Origin of the sequence: Arthrobacter zhaoxinii, from assembly GCF_024385505.1 — a bacterium.
In the GTDB taxonomy this organism is placed as follows: Bacteria; Actinomycetota; Actinomycetes; order Actinomycetales; family Micrococcaceae; genus Arthrobacter_B; species Arthrobacter_B zhaoxinii.
Genome location: NZ_JANFLT010000006.1, coordinates 361018 through 377389, shown reverse-complemented (window position 1 = coordinate 377389; position 16372 = coordinate 361018). Strand labels below are relative to the sequence as shown.

General features: G+C 66.3%; 20 protein-coding genes. 6 read left to right on the top strand and 14 right to left on the bottom strand.

Annotation, left to right across the window (positions count from 1 at the left end):
* The first annotated feature begins 45 nt into the window (after positions 1-45).
* On the top strand, positions 46-822 hold the full coding sequence (locus tag NNX37_RS13215; RefSeq protein ID WP_255793202.1) for an alpha/beta hydrolase family protein: 777 nt from the start codon (positions 46-48) through the stop codon (positions 820-822).
* On the opposite strand, the gene NNX37_RS13210 is transcribed toward NNX37_RS13215, so the two are convergent.
* The 4 genes from NNX37_RS13210 to NNX37_RS13195 form a co-directional block, all read right to left on the bottom strand.
* Positions 819-1415 carry a 2'-5' RNA ligase family protein gene (locus NNX37_RS13210; RefSeq protein WP_308206325.1) on the bottom strand — a complete coding sequence of 199 codons (597 nt, stop codon included), beginning with the start codon at positions 1413-1415 and terminating at the stop codon, positions 819-821. The genes NNX37_RS13215 and NNX37_RS13210 overlap by 4 nt on opposite strands.
* Positions 1416-1419: 4 nt before the next feature.
* A complete protein-coding gene (gene trpS / locus NNX37_RS13205) occupies positions 1420-2451 on the bottom strand; it encodes a tryptophan--tRNA ligase (RefSeq protein ID WP_255793201.1) in 1032 nt (343 codons plus the stop codon).
* An 11-nt stretch (positions 2452-2462) separates the two neighbouring features.
* Positions 2463-3290 (bottom strand): exodeoxyribonuclease III, encoded by an 828-nt coding sequence (locus tag NNX37_RS13200; RefSeq protein WP_255793200.1) that lies wholly within the window; start codon positions 3288-3290, stop codon positions 2463-2465.
* Positions 3291-3404: 114 nt separating this feature from the next.
* Positions 3405-3908, bottom strand: coding sequence for a hypothetical protein (locus NNX37_RS13195; RefSeq protein ID WP_255793199.1), 504 nt, complete (start codon positions 3906-3908; stop codon positions 3405-3407).
* A gap of 112 nt (positions 3909-4020) precedes the next feature.
* On the opposite strand from NNX37_RS13195, the gene NNX37_RS13190 reads away from it, so the two are divergent.
* Positions 4021-4542: an O-acetyl-ADP-ribose deacetylase gene (locus NNX37_RS13190; protein ID WP_255793198.1), complete on the top strand. Its 522-nt coding sequence runs from the start codon at positions 4021-4023 to the stop codon at positions 4540-4542.
* An 8-nt stretch (positions 4543-4550) separates the two neighbouring features.
* On the opposite strand, the gene NNX37_RS13185 is transcribed toward NNX37_RS13190, so the two are convergent.
* The 5 genes from NNX37_RS13185 to glyA form a co-directional block, all read right to left on the bottom strand.
* Positions 4551-5384 (bottom strand): ABC transporter permease, encoded by an 834-nt coding sequence (locus tag NNX37_RS13185; RefSeq protein WP_255793197.1) that lies wholly within the window; start codon positions 5382-5384, stop codon positions 4551-4553.
* Positions 5381-6277, bottom strand: coding sequence for an ABC transporter permease (locus tag NNX37_RS13180; RefSeq protein WP_255793196.1), 897 nt, complete (start codon positions 6275-6277; stop codon positions 5381-5383). The genes NNX37_RS13185 and NNX37_RS13180 overlap by 4 nt, the downstream gene beginning before the upstream one ends.
* Positions 6270-7235 carry an ABC transporter ATP-binding protein gene (locus tag NNX37_RS13175; protein ID WP_255793195.1) on the bottom strand — a complete coding sequence of 322 codons (966 nt, stop codon included), beginning with the start codon at positions 7233-7235 and terminating at the stop codon, positions 6270-6272. The genes NNX37_RS13180 and NNX37_RS13175 overlap by 8 nt, the downstream gene beginning before the upstream one ends.
* 79 nt (positions 7236-7314) lie before the next feature.
* Positions 7315-8289 carry a bifunctional methylenetetrahydrofolate dehydrogenase/methenyltetrahydrofolate cyclohydrolase gene (locus tag NNX37_RS13170; RefSeq protein ID WP_255793194.1) on the bottom strand — a complete coding sequence of 325 codons (975 nt, stop codon included), beginning with the start codon at positions 8287-8289 and terminating at the stop codon, positions 7315-7317.
* 20 nt (positions 8290-8309) lie between these two features.
* Positions 8310-9593: a serine hydroxymethyltransferase gene (glyA, locus tag NNX37_RS13165; protein WP_308206324.1), complete on the bottom strand. Its 1284-nt coding sequence runs from the start codon at positions 9591-9593 to the stop codon at positions 8310-8312.
* Positions 9594-9888: 295 nt separating this feature from the next.
* On the opposite strand from glyA, the gene NNX37_RS13160 reads away from it, so the two are divergent.
* Entirely contained in the window at positions 9889-10965 is a 1077-nt protein-coding gene (locus NNX37_RS13160; protein WP_255793193.1) for an FAD-dependent oxidoreductase, read from the top strand.
* Here the strand turns inward: NNX37_RS13160 and NNX37_RS13155 are convergent.
* Positions 10934-11470, bottom strand: a complete 537-nt coding sequence (locus NNX37_RS13155) for a GNAT family N-acetyltransferase (RefSeq protein WP_255793192.1) — start codon at positions 11468-11470, stop codon at positions 10934-10936. The genes NNX37_RS13160 and NNX37_RS13155 overlap by 32 nt on opposite strands.
* Positions 11471-11522: 52 nt before the next feature.
* On the opposite strand from NNX37_RS13155, the gene purU reads away from it, so the two are divergent.
* The 3 genes from purU to NNX37_RS13140 all read left to right on the top strand — a co-directional run bounded on the left by purU (position 11523) and on the right by NNX37_RS13140 (position 14158).
* Positions 11523-12398: a formyltetrahydrofolate deformylase gene (purU, locus tag NNX37_RS13150; RefSeq protein ID WP_255793191.1), complete on the top strand. Its 876-nt coding sequence runs from the start codon at positions 11523-11525 to the stop codon at positions 12396-12398.
* Between the two features lie 31 nt (positions 12399-12429).
* A complete protein-coding gene (locus NNX37_RS13145; protein WP_255793190.1) occupies positions 12430-12957 on the top strand; it encodes a gamma carbonic anhydrase family protein in 528 nt (175 codons plus the stop codon).
* 112 nt (positions 12958-13069) lie between these two features.
* Entirely contained in the window at positions 13070-14158 is a 1089-nt protein-coding gene (locus NNX37_RS13140; protein WP_255793189.1) for a Gfo/Idh/MocA family protein, read from the top strand.
* Positions 14159-14243: 85 nt separating this feature from the next.
* Here the strand turns inward: NNX37_RS13140 and NNX37_RS13135 are convergent, their stop codons facing one another.
* Genes NNX37_RS13135 through NNX37_RS13120 form a run of 4 tightly spaced genes read right to left on the bottom strand, consistent with a single transcriptional unit; the run spans position 14244 to position 16328 of the window.
* The gene (locus tag NNX37_RS13135) at positions 14244-14453 is read right to left on the bottom strand and encodes a hypothetical protein (protein WP_255793188.1); all 210 of its coding nucleotides are present in this window, start codon (positions 14451-14453) and stop codon (positions 14244-14246) included.
* 44 nt (positions 14454-14497) lie between these two features.
* A complete protein-coding gene (locus tag NNX37_RS13130; RefSeq protein WP_255793187.1) occupies positions 14498-15127 on the bottom strand; it encodes a DUF3618 domain-containing protein in 630 nt (209 codons plus the stop codon).
* Positions 15124-15549: a phage holin family protein gene (locus NNX37_RS13125; RefSeq protein ID WP_255793186.1), complete on the bottom strand. Its 426-nt coding sequence runs from the start codon at positions 15547-15549 to the stop codon at positions 15124-15126. The genes NNX37_RS13130 and NNX37_RS13125 overlap by 4 nt, the downstream gene beginning before the upstream one ends.
* Complete coding sequence (locus tag NNX37_RS13120) at positions 15549-16328, bottom strand: hypothetical protein (protein ID WP_255793185.1); 780 nt, start codon at positions 16326-16328, stop codon at positions 15549-15551. The genes NNX37_RS13125 and NNX37_RS13120 overlap by 1 nt, the downstream gene beginning before the upstream one ends.
* Positions 16329-16372 lie beyond the last annotated feature (44 nt).

Sequence of the window (16372 nt, the reverse complement as noted above, 5' to 3'; positions counted from 1 at the left end):
TTTACCGCCGGCCGGCGCCTTTTGCGTTCTGGGTAGAGTTGACCCATGCCTTCGTTTGAATCCGTTTCCTTTCCCGGTGTCAACGGGACCACGCTCGCAGGGACCGTGGACATTCCCGACGGCGGTGCCCGTGCCTGGGCCGTCTTCTGCCACGGCTTCACCCTGGGCAAGAACAGTGCCGCCGCGTCCCGGATTTCCAAGGCCTTGGCCGGCCACGGCATCGGCGTGCTGCGCTACGACGCCGCCGGACTGGGCGGGTCGACCGGCAAGTGGGAAGACGGCAGCTTCAGCACCAAAGTGGCCGACGTCCTCAGTGCTTGCGGGTTCATGGCGGACACCGGCCGCCCCGCTTCCCTGCTGATCGGCCATTCGCTCGGCGGCGCGGCCGTCCTGGCGGCGGCGGGCCGGGTGTCCGGGCTGGACGCCGTGGTGACCATCGCCGCGCCCTTCCGGCCCTCCCACGTGGTCCATCTCTTCGAATCGGAGCTGGACCGGATTGCTGAACAGGGGTCAGCGTCCGTGGACCTCGGCGGCGGGGAGCTGGAAATCCGCCGGCACCTCATTGAGGACCTGCACAGCCACAACCTCACGGACAGCATCAGGGAGCTGCACCTGCCGCTGCTGGTGATGCACTCCCCCACCGACAACACGGTCGGGATCGAGAACGCGAGTGAAATCTTCCGGACGGCACGCCATCCGCGGAACTTCATCTCGCTGGAGGGCAGCGACCACCTGATGGTGGAGCGCAAACAGACCACCAGGGCGGCAGCCATCATCGCGGCGTGGGCCGGGACCTATCTGGATCTCGACGGAGATTCCTAGCTCCGCCGGTCCCGGGCTCCCAGCCGGACGTGCTCGTGCAGCTTCCACAGGCCGGTGGCATCGTGTTCATAAAGACCCACGCGGTCCACGGTAAAACCGGCGGAATAGCCGCTCAGCCGGCGGACGGCTTCGTCCATGCCCTGCTCGCTGACGTCGTGCGCCACCGTGACGTGCGGATGGAACGGGAAGGCCAGCTCACGTGCCAGCGGGCCGCTCTGGAGTTCCTTGTGCAGCGCGGTGCACTCGTCAAAGCCTTCGCCGACGTTCAGGTAGACCACCGGCGAAACGGGCCGGAAGGATGCGGTCCCGTCCAGGGTCACCCGGAACGGCTTCTGCGCAGCAGCAACGTCCCGCACATGGTTCAGCGTCGCTTCCCAGTCGTCGGTTTCCGTGGTGGTCACCAAGGTGATGTGCGCCGGGATCACCGCCGCCAGGGGATCCCCGAAGGACGCGCGGGCATCCTTCAGCTCGCTTGCCATCGGCTCCGGAACCGCAATGACTATCCCGACGCAGCGCGCAGCGCATTGAGGAGCGTGGCTGCCGTTCAGGGCGCCGGCTGCCATGTCCTGGTCGAGGGATTCGGAGATTCTCATGGGACTATGCGGTGACGCTGCCCAGCGGCAGGAAGCCGACCTTGTTGTACACGTCCGCGAGGGTCGCCGATGCTGACTCCCGTGCCTTGGCCGCCCCCACGGCCAGGAGGCGGTCCAGCTCGGCCGGATCGTCCAGCAGATGCAGGGCGCGTTCACGGATGGGCCGGATGTGTTCTGTGACCGCGTCGGCCAGGTCCACCTTCAGGTGTCCGTACATCTTCCCCTCGTACTCCTTCTCCAGGGTTTCCACGCTGCGTCCGGTGATCAGGGAGTAGATGGACAGCAGGTTGGTGATTCCCGGCTTGGTATCCCGGTCAAACCGGACTTCGCTGCCGTCATCGGTCACTGCCGACTTGATCCGCTTGGCAATCACCTTATCCTCGTCGAGGAGGTTGATCAGCCCGGCCGGCGAGGCAGCCGACTTGGACATCTTCGCCGTCGGGTTCTGCAGGTCGTAGATCTTCGCCGCTTCCTTCTGGATGAAGACCTCCGGCACCACGAAGGTGTCCCCGAAGCGCGTGTTGAAGCGCTTCGCCAGATCCCGGCTGAGCTCTACGTGCTGGCGCTGGTCTTCGCCGACGGGCACGCCGTGCGGCTGGTAGAGCAGGATGTCGGCCACCTGCAGGATCGGGTACGTAAACAGACCCACGCTGGCCGAGTCAGCACCGAATCGCTGCTGCTTGTCCTTGAACTGCGTCATGCGGGAGGCTTCACCGAAGCCGGTAAGGCAGTTCAGCACCCAGGCCAGCTGGGCGTGCTCCGGCACCTGGGACTGCACGAACAGGGTGGCCTTATCCACGTCGACACCGCCCGCGATGTACTGGGCTGCGGTGACGCGGGTGCGCTTGCGCAGGTCCTCGGGATCCTGCGGCACCGTGATGGCGTGCAGGTCCGGGATAAAGAAGTAGGCGTCGTACTCGTCCTGGAGCCGCACCCAGTTCACGAGCGCTCCGAGGTAATTGCCCAGGTGCAGGGAATCAGCGGAGGGCTGCATCCCCGAGAGGATGCGCCGGCGGCTGGAAGACTCAGATGTCATGGAAGGAACCCTTAGAACTGGTAGTCGATCACTACTGGAGCGTGGTCTGAGAAGCGGGAGTCGTAGGTAGGTGCGCGGTCAACGACGGCGTTGGCAGCCCGTGCCGCCAGCTCCGGAGTGGCCATGTGGTAATCGATCCGCCAGCCGGAGTCGTTGTCGAACGCCTGTCCGCGCCAGGACCACCAGGTGTAGGGTCCGTTGACCTCGCCGGCCAGGGAACGGTGCACATCCGTGTAGCCGATTTCCTCGCCGAAGAAGCGGTCAAAGTAGGCACGTTCCTCGGGGAGGAAACCGGCGCGCTTGACGTTGCCCTTCCAGTTCTTGATATCCAGGGGTGTGTGGCCCACGTTCAGGTCACCGACCACCAGCACGAAGTCACTGGACTGCGCCAGGGCGGGCAGCCGGGCGGCCATGGTGTCGAGGAAGCGGTACTTGTCCACCTGCTTGGGGGTGTCCACCTCGCCTGAATGGACGTACGCACTGACGACGGTGAGGATTTTCTCCTCACCCTCCACGGAAACCTTGAAGTCTGCCTCAACCCAGCGGCCGGAGCGTGCGAAGTACTCGTCGCCGATGTGTTCGCGGACCGCCACCGGCGCGGTGCGGGAAGCGATGGCGACGCCGGCACGGCCCTTGGCATCGAGGCATTCGGCGTGCTGGACGTGCCAGGTATCACCGAGCAGGCCCTTCAGGATGGCGTCGGGCGCGCGCACCTCCTGCAGGCACAGGATGTCCACATCGCGGGCTGCGAGCCAATCGGCCATTCCCCGCTTGTAGGCGGCGCGGATGCCGTTGACATTCACAGACGCAATGCGCAGTGCTTTCCCGGAACTGTCCATAGTCCCCGTCGATGCCGAACTCACGCGAATAACCATACTCCTCAGTAGCTGTTCATCCCGAAACGCGGATCCGGCGGGCCGCGGTGCTGCGGTTCCGCCGGCGGTGGAGGGAAACTAGTCGACGATGGTGCCTTCGACCGGCCCGCCGTCGTTCTTCTTGATCATGCCACGGCCGTTGGACGCCGTGATTTCGATGGTCTCCAGGGCGCGGTCGACCATTTCCCGGTCAGTGTCCAGGTTCTCGTTGATGACCTTGGCCTGGACCTGGATGATCTTGAAGCTGTGGTCCAGTTTCCGGTCACGGACGGTGGTGCTTTCATCCACAACCTGCACTCCGCTGCGGGGAGCAGCGCCGGCGGCGGCACCGGCAAGCTTTGCGGTGGCCTTGCGGGTGGCGCCCCGAACGGAGAAGACCACGAACGTGGCGAGGAACAGCCAGCCCAGGGACACGATGACCACCAGCCAGCCAATGACGTCATTCTGGTTGGCGGCGAAAACCACCGCCACCAGGAAGACAATGAGCATCACGACGATGCCCGTGGAGCCCATCCTGCGGCTGATGCCGCGGCCGGGCGTGGACGAGGACGACGGCGTCTTGCCGTTTCGGATCGACTGCATGGTTTTATTCTCTCAAACTCAGACAGGTGCCCGGTGCCGTGTTCGCTCTGCGCGCCTGCGCCTGCTTCCGCACGCGGTGGCAGCAGGCCCGCGGCAGTGGCAGACTGGCTCGATGCAGATCACCATTGCCACCGGCGACATCACCCGGCGGGATACCGACGTCATCGTCAACGCGGCCAACTCATCCCTGCTGGGCGGCGGCGGAGTGGACGGGGCCATCCACCGTGCCGCCGGCCCGAAGCTGCTCGCTGCCTGCAGGGAACTGCGGAAGACGTCGCTGCCGCAGGGGCTGCCCACCGGCCTGTCCGTGGCTACCGAGGCGTTCGACCTGCCCGCCCGGTGGGTGGTGCACACCGTGGGGCCCAATGCCGGGGCAGGCGAAACGGACCCGGAACTGCTGAGGTCCTGCTTCCGCACCGCCCTGGCCGCAGCCGAAGAGCTGGGTGCCCGGAGCATTTCCTTCCCGGCCGTGAGCGCCGGCATTTACGGCTGGGACCCGGAGACCGTGGCCGGCATCGGGCTGCAGGAAGTCCTGGACCACACCCCGGGGACGCTGAAGCGCGCGGAGTTCGTACTGTTCAATGACCGCCTGGCCGGGATCTTCACCCGCAAATATGAGCAGCTGGCCGGCTGACCCGACGCCTACTTCAGGAACAGAGCCCGGAGCCTGTTGGTGGTCAAGGTCAGGCCCAGGACGATCATCACCACGAAGTACAGCAGATGCCCTGCCGTCCCCCAGCTGAAGATGCCTACGCTGATCTGCCGGAGCAGTTCCACGCCGTGCCAGAGCGGCAGCGCCTGGATTACGGACTGCACCGCTTCGGGGTAGACACTCAGCGGGTAGAAGGTCGCAGAGAGCAGGAACATGGGCAGCATGATCATTTGGATCCAGTCCATTTGCTGGAACGTCTTCATGTAACTGGTCACGGCCATCCCGAAGGAGGCGAAGCCGAACGCGATCACCACGGCTGCCGGAATCATCAGCAGCGCCCAGGGCGAGGTGATCAGTCCCATCGCGCCCATTACGGCGGTAAAGCCGGTGGCATAGAGCGCACCGCGGAGCAGGGCCAGGAAGATCTCCCCCATCGCCACGTCCAGCGGACCCAGCGGCGTCGAGAGCATGCCCTCATAGAGGCGGGCGTAGTTGAGCTTGAAGAACACGTTCATGGTGGAGTCATACACCGCGCCGTTCATCGCGGAGACTGCCAGCAGCGCCGGTGCGATGAAGTTGGCATACTCCATTTCCTGCCCGCCCGGGCCGGTGACCGCCCCCACCAGGGCACCCAGGCCAATGCCCATGGCCACCAGGTACAGCACCGGTTCGACGAACCCGCTGACCATGATGCTCCAGTTGGTGCCCCACGTGGCCTTGAGCCCGCGGGCAATCACGGCACGGATGTTCCGCCCGTACAGCGAGCCGAGGAACCGGTCCTGCGGTACAAGGACCGTGGGCGCCGTGCGGTTTTCGATGCTCATCCGTCGAGCCTCCTCGTGAAGTTCCGCCGGGCCAGCAGCAGCCCGCCGAAGGTCAGGACCAGCAGGTACACCACGTGGACGGCGGTCATGGCGGCCGGTTCCGGGTGCCCGTAGCTGAGTACCCGGCCCAGTTCGGTCGAATGCCAGAGCGGTGAGATCCAGCCGATCCAGCGGACAGCCAGCGGCAGCGACTCCAGCGGAAAGAAGGTCCCGGAGAACAGGAACAGCGGCATCACAATGAACCGCTGGACCAGGGCGAACTGCCCCTTGTCCTCTTTCAGGGTGGCGCTGAAGGCCATCAGCGGCATCCCGAAGGCCAGTCCGGCCAGCAGCGCGGTGAAGATCATCAGCCAGCCGGTTGCGGGCTGCGTCACCGCCCCGAAGAGCACCAGGAACAGGTAGTAGATGCCCGTAGTCAGCAGGATGCGGACGGTTAGTCCCAGGACGTGTCCGAGGGCAATCTGCCCGCTGGAGAGCGGGGAGGCATTGGGTCCGTAGTAGGTGCGGTGCCATTTGAACCCGCCCATGACGGTGTAGGTGTTTTCCTCGCTGGAAACCATCAGGGCGGCGGTTGCCACGAGGGCCGGGCCCAGGAACATCAGGTAGGACACAGTCGAGCCGTCGGCGCCCGGGAAACCCGCGTTCGAGTTCCCGTCGATCAGCACGGCCAGGCCCGTGCCCATGCCCAGCAGGTAGACCAGCGGAGTGCCCACGGCGGTCATCAGCACGGTCCCCTGGTAGCCGCGCATCCGGCGGATCCACATGTCTGCGTAGTAGAAGGAACCGAAGCGCCGCGCCCGGGCAGCGGTTTGGCGCGGGGTCAGCGGCGACCGCAGCCCGAGCACCTCATGGCGCTGGACGCCGGGGCCGGCGGCGGCTGCGGGCTTACTCAACGAGGCTCCTGCCCGTCAGGCGGAGAAACACGTCTTCCAGCGAGGACCGGCGTACCAGCGACGTGATGGGCCGCAGTCCTCGGCTCGCTACCGCATCCAGCGCGGCTTCGCCGTCATCCGCGTAGATCAGGACCCGGTCCGGGAGGGTCTCCAGCCTCTCCCCGATTCCCTCAAGCTCGCCTGCCACCGTGGTGTTCCGTTCCGATCCGAACCGCAGCTCCACCACCTCGCGGGTGGAGTACTCGCGGATCAGGGCGGCCGGGGAACCCTCGGCCATGATGGCCCCCTTGTCCACCACAATCAGCCGGTCGCACAGCTGCTCCGCCTCGTCCATGTAGTGCGTGGTGAGGATCAGCGTGACACCCGCTTCCTTGAGCCGGAACAGCCGGTCCCAGAGGATGTGCCGGGCCTGGGGATCCAGGCCCGTGGTCGGTTCGTCCAACAGCAGGATCTTGGGGTCATTGATCAGGGAACGGGCGATCGTCAGGCGCCGCTTCATCCCCCCGGAGAGGGACTCCACGCGGGCCTTGGCCTTATCCGTGAGCTGCGCGAACTCCAGCAGTTCGTCTGCCTTGGGCTGCAGGTAGCTCTTGGGCAGGCCGAAGTAGCGGCCGTAGGCTACGAGGTTGTCCCGCACGCGCAGGTCCTCGTCCAGGTTGTCCTGCTGGGGCACAACGCCCAAGTGGGCGCGGACTTCGGGGCCGTACCGGTTCGGATCCAGGCCCATAATGCTCAGGTCTCCGGCGGTGCGCTGGGCGACGCCGCCGATCATCTTCATGGTCGTGGACTTCCCAGCCCCGTTGGGCCCGAGGAGCCCGAAGGACTCCCCCGGCGGAACGTCGAAGGAGATGCCGTTGACGGCGGTGAAATCGCCGTAGGACTTGGTCAGGTTCCGTGCGGAAATGACGAAATCGGAGCGGGTTTCGGGGACGGTTTTGCTTGATGTGATCTGCGACACTCACGACAGTGTAGTGGACCCTGACCGGACCGGCGCACCAAGCGGCGCCGGTCCGTTCCGTTGCTGCCGAAGAAGGCGTTTAGACCAGGATTCCGGCCTGCCGTTCGGCGGCTTCCACAACGTTGGCCAGCAGCATGGCCCTAGTCATCGGTCCCACACCGCCGGGGTTGGGCGAGATCCAGCCGGCGACGTCGGCCGCCGCGGGATCGACGTCGCCGGTCAGGGTGGTTTTTCCGGTGTCCGGGTCGGTGACCCGGGTGACGCCGACGTCCAGCACGATCGCTCCGGGCTTGAGCTCCTCGGCCCGGATCATTTCCGGGAAGCCGGCGGCCGCCACCACCACGTCGGCGGCCTGCAGATGTTCGAACAGGTCCACGGTGCCGGTGTGGGCCAGAGTGACCGTGGCGTTGATCGGGCGGCGGGTCAGGAGCAGGCCGAGCGGCCGCCCGACGGTGACGCCGCGCCCGACCACCAGGACCTTCTTGCCGTTCAGCGAGATCCCGTTGCGGACCAGCAGCTGCACAATCCCGTGCGGTGTGCAGGGCAGCGGGGACGTCATGGGTTCGCTGACGTTGAGCACCAGGCGGCCCAGGTTGACCGGGTGCAGTCCGTCCGCGTCCTTGTCCGGGGCGATCCGCTCCAGGATGGCATTGGCGTCTATGTGGGCCGGCAGCGGCAGCTGCACAATGTAGCCGGTGGTGGCCGGGTCCTCGTTCAGCTCGTCGATGACCTTTTCCAGGTCCGCCTGGCTGATGTCGCCGGGGAGGTCCCGGCGGATGGAATTAATCCCCACCTGCTTGCAGTCCTTGTGCTTGCCGCCGACGTAGGAGTGGCTGGCGGGGTCGTCGCCCACCAGCACCGTTCCCAGCCCCGGAGTGACGCCGTGCTCTTCCTTCAGCACCCGCACCCGTTCGGCCAGGTCCTCCTTGATCTCCCGGGCGGCGGCACGGCCGTCCAGGATCTTCGCCGCAACCGGGGTGCCGAAATCGGTCTTTTCCTTGACGTCCCAGCCGAGGTTCACGCTGGTGTCCTCACCGGTCACGGCGCCCTCCATATTGGTTCCTTTCTCCACGGTTACCATTCCTCCTGTCCGGGGTAAAGCGGGAAATTGTCTGCCAGCGCCCGTACGCGGCCCCGCAGGGCCTCGACGTCGGGAGCGGGTTTCAGTGCGGCGGCGATGATTTCGGCAACCTCGGTGAATTCCGAGGCGCCGAAGCCGCGGGTCGCGAGCGCCGGGGTGCCGATCCGCAGGCCGGACGTAACCATGGGCGGCCGCGGGTCGAAGGGTACGGAGTTGCGGTTCACCGTGATGCCCACGGATTCGAGCAGGTCCTCCGCCTGCTTTCCGTCCAGGGCGGAGTGCCGCAGGTCCACCAGGATCAGGTGTACGTCCGTGCCGCCGGTGAGCACCGAAACGCCGTGCTCCGCGACGTCGGGCGCGTTCAGGCGCTCGGCAATGATCCGTGCCCCCTCGAGCACGCGTTCCTGCCGTTCCCGGAATTCTTCGGTCCCGGCGATCTTGAACGCCACGGCCTTCGCAGCAATCACGTGCATCAGCGGGCCGCCCTGCTGGCCGGGGAAGACGGCCGAGTTCAGCTTCTTCGCGTACTCCTGCTTGGCGAGAATCATTCCCGAGCGCGGTCCGGCGAGGGTCTTGTGCACGGTGGAGGTGACGACGTCGGACACCGGCGCCGGGTTCGGGTGCAGCCCCGCGGCCACCAGGCCTGCGAAATGCGCCATGTCCGTCCAGAGGTAGGCACCCGCTTCGTCTGCAATCGACCGGAAGGCCTCAAAGTCCAGCTGCCGCGGGTAGGCGGACCAGCCGGCGACGATAACCTGCGGGCGTTCAGCCAGCGCCTGTTCGCGGACCCGGTCCATGTCCACCCGGTAGGTCTGCTCATCCACGCCGTACGCGGCAACCTCATAGAGTTTGCCGGAGAAGTTCAGTTTCATGCCGTGGGTCAGGTGCCCGCCGTGGGCGAGGTTCAGCCCCATGAGCTTCTCACCGGGTTTCATCAGGGCAGCGAGCGCCGCCGCGTTGGCCTGCGCGCCCGAGTGCGGCTGCACGTTGGCGAACTCCGCACCGAACAACGTCCGTGCCCGCTCGATGGCGAGGTTCTCAGCGATATCAACGTGTTCGCAGCCGCCGTAGTAGCGGCGGCCGGGATAACCCTCGGCGTACTTGTTTGTGAGCACCGACCCGGAGGTCTCCAGGACCGCACGCGGCGCGAAGTTCTCCGAGGCAATCATTTCGAGGGTGCCGCGCTGGCGGGACAGTTCATCTCTCAGGACGGCCGCTATTTCGGGATCAACATCGATAAGCGGCGCGTTGGTGACGCTTTGGGTGGATACTCTCACATGGATCTCCTGGGCAGAGGTTCTCAATAGGTCAGGCTACCTGCTGTCTCAGCACCGGTCTGTAGGGCGGACCGGCGGGCATGGCACAACAGTTTCGCTCGTAACCCTCGGCCCAGGCGTGCGATCCGTGGTCTTCAAGGCACCCGCTGAGGGCGCCGTGCCGCTTCCCGGTGGTGATCCACCTGACGCCAGTCGCGACGCCTTCCATCCTAGCCTCCCCTGTCCCCCGGATGCAGGGGCCGGCCGGAATAGCCTCCGCACCGGGACGGTTAGGATTCGTCAAAGGAGGTAAGCGGTGCAAACGGACGTACTGGTGATCGGAGCCGGCCAGGCCGGCCTCAGCGCCGCCTACCATCTGCACCGCCGGGGCCTGCCGCCGGGCCCCGGGTTCACCGTGCTGGACGCTAACCCCGGCCCGGGCGGGGCCTGGCGGCACCGCTGGGATTCGCTCACCTTCGGCGCAGCACATGCCCTGCACGACCTCCCCGGCATGCCGCTGGGCACGCCCGACCCCGCCGAACCCGCCTCCGCCGTCGTCACCCGGTATTACGGACGCTATGAACGCGAGTTCGGGCTCGACGTCGTCCGCCCGGTTGCCGTGTCCGCCGTGGCCGAGGGCAGCGGCGGACGCCTGGCGGTCCGCGCGGCGGACGGACGCGAGTGGCAGGCCCGGGTGGTCATCAACGCCACCGGCACGTGGGACCGGCCCTATTGGCCCTATTACCCCGGGCGGGAATCCTTCCGCGGCCGGCAGCTGCACACCCAGAACTTCCGCAGCGTGGCGGACTTCGCCGGACAGAAGGTTCTGGTGGTCGGCGGCGGCACGTCGGCCGTACAGTTCCTGCTGCAGCTGCACCGGGCCGGCGTCGAAACGCTTTGGTCCACCCGCCGGCCCCCGGAGTTCACGCTGCGCCCGTTCGACGCCGAGTGGGGACGGGCCGTGGAAGCGAAGGTCAGCGCACGGACCCGTGCCGGGCTGCCGCCGCTGAGCGTCGTCTCAGCCACGGGGCTGCCGCTGACCGAGGAGTACCGCCGCGGCATTGAGGACGCGGTGCTGGTATCCCGCGGACCGATCGGCCGCCTGACCGAAACCGGTGTTGTCTTCGCGGACGGGTCCGAGGAGTCCGTGGACACGGTCCTGTGGGCCACCGGATTCCGCGCCGCCCTGGACCATCTGGCGCCGCTTCGCCTGCGTGAACCCGGCGGCGGGATCCGGATGGACGGCGTACGGGTGGTGCGTGAGCCCCGCCTGCTGCTGGTGGGTTACGGGGAATCCTCCTCCACGCTGGGGGCAACCCGCGCCGGCCGGGCCGCAGCGCTCGCGGCCGTGCAGCAGGTGGCTACAGGGGTTCTTCCCACTCAAAGGCCGTGACCGTACCCTGCTCCCAGTCGCGGCGCAGGATGGCATAAACGAGGGTGGCCACCCGTCGCCCGTCCTCCAGCGGCCAGTCCTCGCGGTGATGGGCTTCCTTCAGGAACCCCGCACGGATCAGCGTCTTGCGCATGCCGATGTTGTCCTCCCGCATGCGTCCGGCGAACCGGTGCGCCTCCGGGTAGTCGTCAAACACCTTCCCCGTCAGCGCTTTCGTCACCGGCACCCCGTTGCCGCGGCCGCGGAACTTCTCCACCAGCCGCAGGTCCAGCACGGGGGTGTTGGTGTCCAGGTCCTCCAGGATGGCCAGGCCCATGCGGTGGTTGTCGCCGAACACCCAGAAGGTACGCACGCCGTCGCCGTCGAACCGGCCCTCGATCAGCAGGCGCCGCACCAGACCCTCGGACGGCGCCTTGATGCGGTGATACGGGAAGCTGTTGGTCGTGAGGAAACGGATCAGCTCTCCCTCGTCCTTGTCGGAGAACGGCAGGAACATCACATCCATATGCACACCCTAGGCCCTAGGCCAGAGCACTGAAACCGGTAACCTAGGCATCGTGACCTTTTCGATTCCCGAGGCCTCCGCGGCCGGCAACGGGTACACTCTGACGCTCTCCTGCCCTGACCGCCCGGGCATTGTCCACGCGGTCAGCGCCTCGCTGGTGGCTGCCGACGGCAACATCACCGAGTCCGCGCAGTTCGGCAGCCCGGAGACCGGCTCCTTCTTCATGCGGGTGGACTTCAGGTCCCCGAACTCCTATGAACAGGTTCACGCCGAGCTCGCCGGCACCGCGGCAGCATTCGGCATGGCGTGGGAACTGCACCCTGCCGGCCGGCGGACCAGGACCCTGATCATGGCATCGAAATCCGGCCACTGCCTCAATGATCTGCTCTTCCAGCAGCGTGCCGGAACGCTGCCGATAGAGGTCCCGGCCATCGTCTCCAACCACCGGGATCTGGAGTCCCTGGCGGACTTCTACGGTGTGCCGTTCCACCACATTCCGGTCACCCCGGACACCAAGGGAGATGCGGAGAACCGGCTGCGGGAGCTGATGGCGGAGCTGGACATTGAACTGGTGGTCCTGGCCCGGTACATGCAGATCCTGAGTACCGACCTCTGCCGCGACCTGGCCGGGCGCGCAATCAACATCCACCACTCCTTCCTGCCGTCCTTCAAGGGCGCCCGGCCTTATCACCAGGCCCATGCCCGCGGCGTGAAACTGATCGGCGCCACGGCGCACTACGTCACCTCAGATCTGGACGAGGGCCCCATCATCGAGCAGGAGGTCATCCGGGTGGACCACGCCCGTTCGGCCGCCCAGCTGGCAGCCCTGGGCAGCGACGTCGAGGGCCGGGCACTGTCCAAGGCGGTTCAGTGGCATGCCCAGCACCGGGTGCTGCTGGACGGCCGGCGGACCATCGTCTTCAACTGATCTTCCGCCCGGCGCCGCTACGCTGGGTGGCATGGCACACATTATTGAACTCCGGGGCAAGGCCCCGGCCGTTGATCCCAGCGTCTTCCTCGCCCCCACCGCCTCGCTGATCGGCGACGTCACCATGGCGGCGGGCTCCAGCGCCTTCTACGGCGTCTGCGTGCGCGGAGATTCCAACAGCATCCGCGTGGGTGCCGGAACCAATCTGCAGGACAACGTGGTGCTGCACGCGGATCCCGGCTTCCCGACGTCGGTCGGTGAACGCGTCAGCGTAGGCCACAACGCCGTGGTGCACGGCTGCACCGTCGAAGACGACTGCCTGATCGGCATGAGCGCCACCATCATGAACGGCGCCGTGATCGGTGCCGGTTCCCTGGTGGCCGCCGGCGCCCTCGTCCTTGAAGGCACGGTGGTACCTCCACGTTCACTGGTGGCCGGCGTGCCCGCGAAGGTCCGTCGAAGCCTCACCGACGAGGAGGTCGCCGGGGTGCGCGCCAATGCCGAAAACTACCGGCAGACGGCCGCGGACCACCGCGCCGCCGTTGCGGCCCGGCCCTAGCATGCCCGTCGGCGCCGGCATGACGCAGGGACTCGGAGACCAACACTAGGCTCCGGCCTGCACCAACCATAGAGTGGGGTTATTCCCTGCAACGACGCGGAAGACGAGGATCATGACTGCCGTTCAACATATTCCCACCCCGCCCTGTGTACAGCCGGGGGCACCAAGTCCCGTACAGTCCACGGGCCGGACCCTCCGCTGGGGCGTAGTCGCCACCGGAAACATTGCCGAGCGTGTCACTGAAGACATCGCCCGGCTCGAAGACGCCGTTCTGCAGGCCGTCAGCTCCCGCCGGCAGGCCAGCGCAGAGGATTTCGCGGCCCGCTTCGGTTTTGCCAGCAGCTACTACGATGCCGATGACATTCCGGGCTACGACCACCTCTTTGCCGACCCCGACGTCGACATTGTCTACGTTGCTTCTCCGCATGCCCAGCACTACCGGATTGCCCGGCGCGCACTGGAGGCCGGCAAGCACGTGCTGTGCGAAAAGTCGCTCACCATCAATGCCCGCGAGGCCGAGGACCTGATCGAACTGGCCCGGTCCCGGAACCTGTTCCTCATGGAAGCGGTCTGGACGCGGTTCCTGCCCTGCGTCAACCGCATCTGGGAACTGATTGCCTCGGGCGAACTCGGGGACATCAACTGGGTCCAGGCGGATCTGGGCTTCCCGGCGGCCTATGACCCGGCCAACAGGCTCTGGGACCCGGCCGCCGGCGGCGGAGCGCTGCTGGACCTCACGGTCTACCCGCTGACCTTTGCCCTGGGCGCACTCGGTTATCCCGAGACCGTGCACGCGGTAGGCAGCATCAATCCCGACGGCGTGGACGCCCAGAACGCGCTGACGCTGGGATACGCCAACGGCGGCCTGGCGCAGCTGACCTCTTCCCTGGTCTCCTCCTCCCCGCGGACTGCCGTCATTTCCGGCAGCAAGGGATGGCTCCGCACCGGGTCTCCCCTGCACAACCCGGTGGAACTGACCATCGTTCCGCAGGCCGGAGAAGCCCGGGTGGAGCGCTTCCCGCAGGTCGGCAACGGTTATACCTACGAACTGCGGGAAGTAACCCGCTGCATCCAGGCGGGCCTGGCCGAAAGCCCCACCATGACCTGGGCGGATACCCTGCGGACCATGCGGCTCTTTGACGCCGTGAGGGCGCAGATAGGCGTGTTGTACACCAATGACGAAGCACCCGTTCCCCGCTGACCGGAGCCGCTAGCGGGTTTTAAAGAACAAACGACGGCGGTGCCGCACCTTTGCAGGTGCGGCACCGCCGTCGTTATTGTCCGGGCTAACCGCCCAGACCGCCCGGAAGCTTCCCGCCAAGGCCGCCCGGGAGTTTCCCGAGCAGGTCCCTGGGGTTCACACCCAGTTTCTCCAGCAGACCCGAATCTTTATCGGTGTCCACCTTGTCCGGCAGGTCGGACTCCGCCTGGCCTGCCTTTGAGCTATCGCCGCGGTTCTTCAGGAATTCGATAATCTGCTGCTTGTCAATCTGCATCAGGTACTCCTTGCTGAGAGGCTGCGCTGCGGTTTGCTGCTGGGTTATGCGTTCTTCACGTTCTGGGGAGCGTCCGAAGCCGAGTCCTTGACGTCGGAGGCCGCAGCCTGGCCCTCGGACTTCACGTTCTGAGCGGCGTCGGTCGCGGTGGCCTTGATGTTCTCAACCGCTTCCTGTGCCGGCTCCTTGAGGCCCTCGGCCATTTCCCTGGCGGCTCCGGCCAGCTCATCCGTCATCGGCTGAGCAGCGGTCTTGAGGTTGTCGGCAGCAACGCGTTCCTTGTTGCTGGCGGGAATCAGGGTTGCTGCAAGCAGACCTGCACCGAAGGCAATCAGCCCGGCGGCAACGGGGTTGCCCTGCGTCTGACCGGCCAGCTTGGCCGGCGCGCCCTGGACAGCCGAGCCGGCGGCGGACATGCCGTCGGAGACACTGCCGCCCATGTCGGAGACGCTGCCGCTGATGTTGCTGCCGGTATTGCTTGCGCTGTTACCCATTGAATCGGCCACACCCATCACCTTGTCCTTTACTCCGAATACCTTGTCCTTCATCTTGTCCGTCTGGCGCTGGACGATGTGGGAGGGAGTTACCTTGTCCGCCACTGCGTCCACGTTGGTGCCAAGGCGCCGGCGGGTTGCTTCGATGTCGGCGCGGATCTCATCCGGGTTTTCACTCATCGTGTTTCCTCGCTTGGTTTCATGGTCTGGGGGATCTCCTGCAGCGTTTCGGCCGTCTGCGGCATGCCCTTGATTTTTTTCATTTCCTTGCGTCCGCGGGAGGCCAGAACTGCGGCCACGATGGCCCAGAGAACGGCCACGATGACAGCGGACCAGCCGAAGCCGATCGCGGTCGTGCCCAGTGCATACCAGAGGGCGACTGACAGGAAGAGGAGTACAAAGTACCCTGCAACGGCTGCTCCGCCGAACATTCCGGCGCCCTTGCCCGCACGGGTGCCCGACTGCTTCAGCTCTACCTTCGCCAGCTCCACTTCCTGACGCATCAGGGTGGACATGTCCTGCGTTACCTGGCTGAGCAGATCCCCCAGGGACGTGGACTCCGCCTTAGCCTGCGCGGGGGTGGGAGGGAGTTCGGTACTCATTAGTGCCGACCACCACTGTAGGGATCAGCTGCCGGAACACCGGTGGACGGGGTGGGGGGAAGCGTCTGGGCCGACGCGGGGCCGGTTCCGGCCGGACGTACCGGTTCGGAGCCGAACGGGTCGGTGGCCGTTCCGCTGGTTCCGACGACGGGCTGTGTTCCCGGAGCCGGCGGCACCGGCGTCACAGGCGGCACGGGCGGTGCCGCGTGCTGGCCGGTGGAACCGGCGGCGGCTGCGCCCTGGTTCGGAAGACCGGCGCTCAGACCCTTGTTCAGACGTCCGGCGAGGAAGCCGGCGCCGGCTGCAATAGCGAGGAAGGCAACGGGACGCTGGCGGGCAAAGCCCTTGACCTCATCCAGCAGGGATCCCGGGTCACGTCCGTCAAGCCATGTGGCGGCGGAGGACGCACGGCTGGCTGCCTGGCCTACCAGGTCCGAGGCGACACCGGACTGGCCGGACTCCGCCATGGAATGCAGCTCATCTGCCATGGAGCGGAGTCCTTCGGCAACCTTCTGCTGCTGGGTGCCTGCCTGCTCGGTGAGATCGGAGCGGGCCTGGGTGAACAGGTCCTTGGCATTGGTCTTCACCTCGGAAGCGACGCCTGCTGCTTCGGACTTGGCGGTCTCCGCTACCTGAGCCGCATTACCCTTGGCCTGCTGGGCAATGTCACCCGCCTGCTGCTTGGCCGCATCGGCCTTGGCAGCGGCCGTGGAATCGCTGGTGCTTCCGGCCGGGGATGCTGCATGGCTTCCGTCACGCGGAGTGAAATTGTCTGTCATCATCGCTCTCTTTCGTCATTGCAACTGCTGATCAAGATCGGATG

Excerpts from the sequence above, each read along its gene's own strand:
- NNX37_RS13215 (WP_255793202.1), top strand. The coding sequence starts at position 46 with ATGCCTTCGTTTGAATCCGTTTCCTTTCCCGGTGTCAACGGGACCACG.
- NNX37_RS13210 (WP_308206325.1), bottom strand. The coding sequence starts at position 1,415 with ATGAGAATCTCCGAATCCCTCGACCAGGACATGGCAGCCGGCGCCCTG.
- trpS (WP_255793201.1), bottom strand. The coding sequence starts at position 2,451 with ATGACATCTGAGTCTTCCAGCCGCCGGCGCATCCTCTCGGGGATGCAG.
- NNX37_RS13200 (WP_255793200.1), bottom strand. The coding sequence starts at position 3,290 with ATGGACAGTTCCGGGAAAGCACTGCGCATTGCGTCTGTGAATGTCAAC.
- NNX37_RS13195 (WP_255793199.1), bottom strand. The coding sequence starts at position 3,908 with ATGCAGTCGATCCGAAACGGCAAGACGCCGTCGTCCTCGTCCACGCCC.
- NNX37_RS13190 (WP_255793198.1), top strand. The coding sequence starts at position 4,021 with ATGCAGATCACCATTGCCACCGGCGACATCACCCGGCGGGATACCGAC.
- NNX37_RS13185 (WP_255793197.1), bottom strand. The coding sequence starts at position 5,384 with ATGAGCATCGAAAACCGCACGGCGCCCACGGTCCTTGTACCGCAGGAC.
- NNX37_RS13170 (WP_255793194.1), bottom strand. The coding sequence starts at position 8,289 with ATGGAGGGCGCCGTGACCGGTGAGGACACCAGCGTGAACCTCGGCTGG.
- NNX37_RS13155 (WP_255793192.1), bottom strand. The coding sequence starts at position 11,470 with ATGGATGTGATGTTCCTGCCGTTCTCCGACAAGGACGAGGGAGAGCTG.
- NNX37_RS13145 (WP_255793190.1), top strand. The coding sequence starts at position 12,430 with ATGGCACACATTATTGAACTCCGGGGCAAGGCCCCGGCCGTTGATCCC.
- NNX37_RS13140 (WP_255793189.1), top strand. The coding sequence starts at position 13,070 with ATGACTGCCGTTCAACATATTCCCACCCCGCCCTGTGTACAGCCGGGG.
- NNX37_RS13135 (WP_255793188.1), bottom strand. The coding sequence starts at position 14,453 with ATGCAGATTGACAAGCAGCAGATTATCGAATTCCTGAAGAACCGCGGC.
- NNX37_RS13130 (WP_255793187.1), bottom strand. The coding sequence starts at position 15,127 with ATGAGTGAAAACCCGGATGAGATCCGCGCCGACATCGAAGCAACCCGC.
- NNX37_RS13125 (WP_255793186.1), bottom strand. The coding sequence starts at position 15,549 with ATGAGTACCGAACTCCCTCCCACCCCCGCGCAGGCTAAGGCGGAGTCC.
- NNX37_RS13120 (WP_255793185.1), bottom strand. The coding sequence starts at position 16,328 with ATGACAGACAATTTCACTCCGCGTGACGGAAGCCATGCAGCATCCCCG.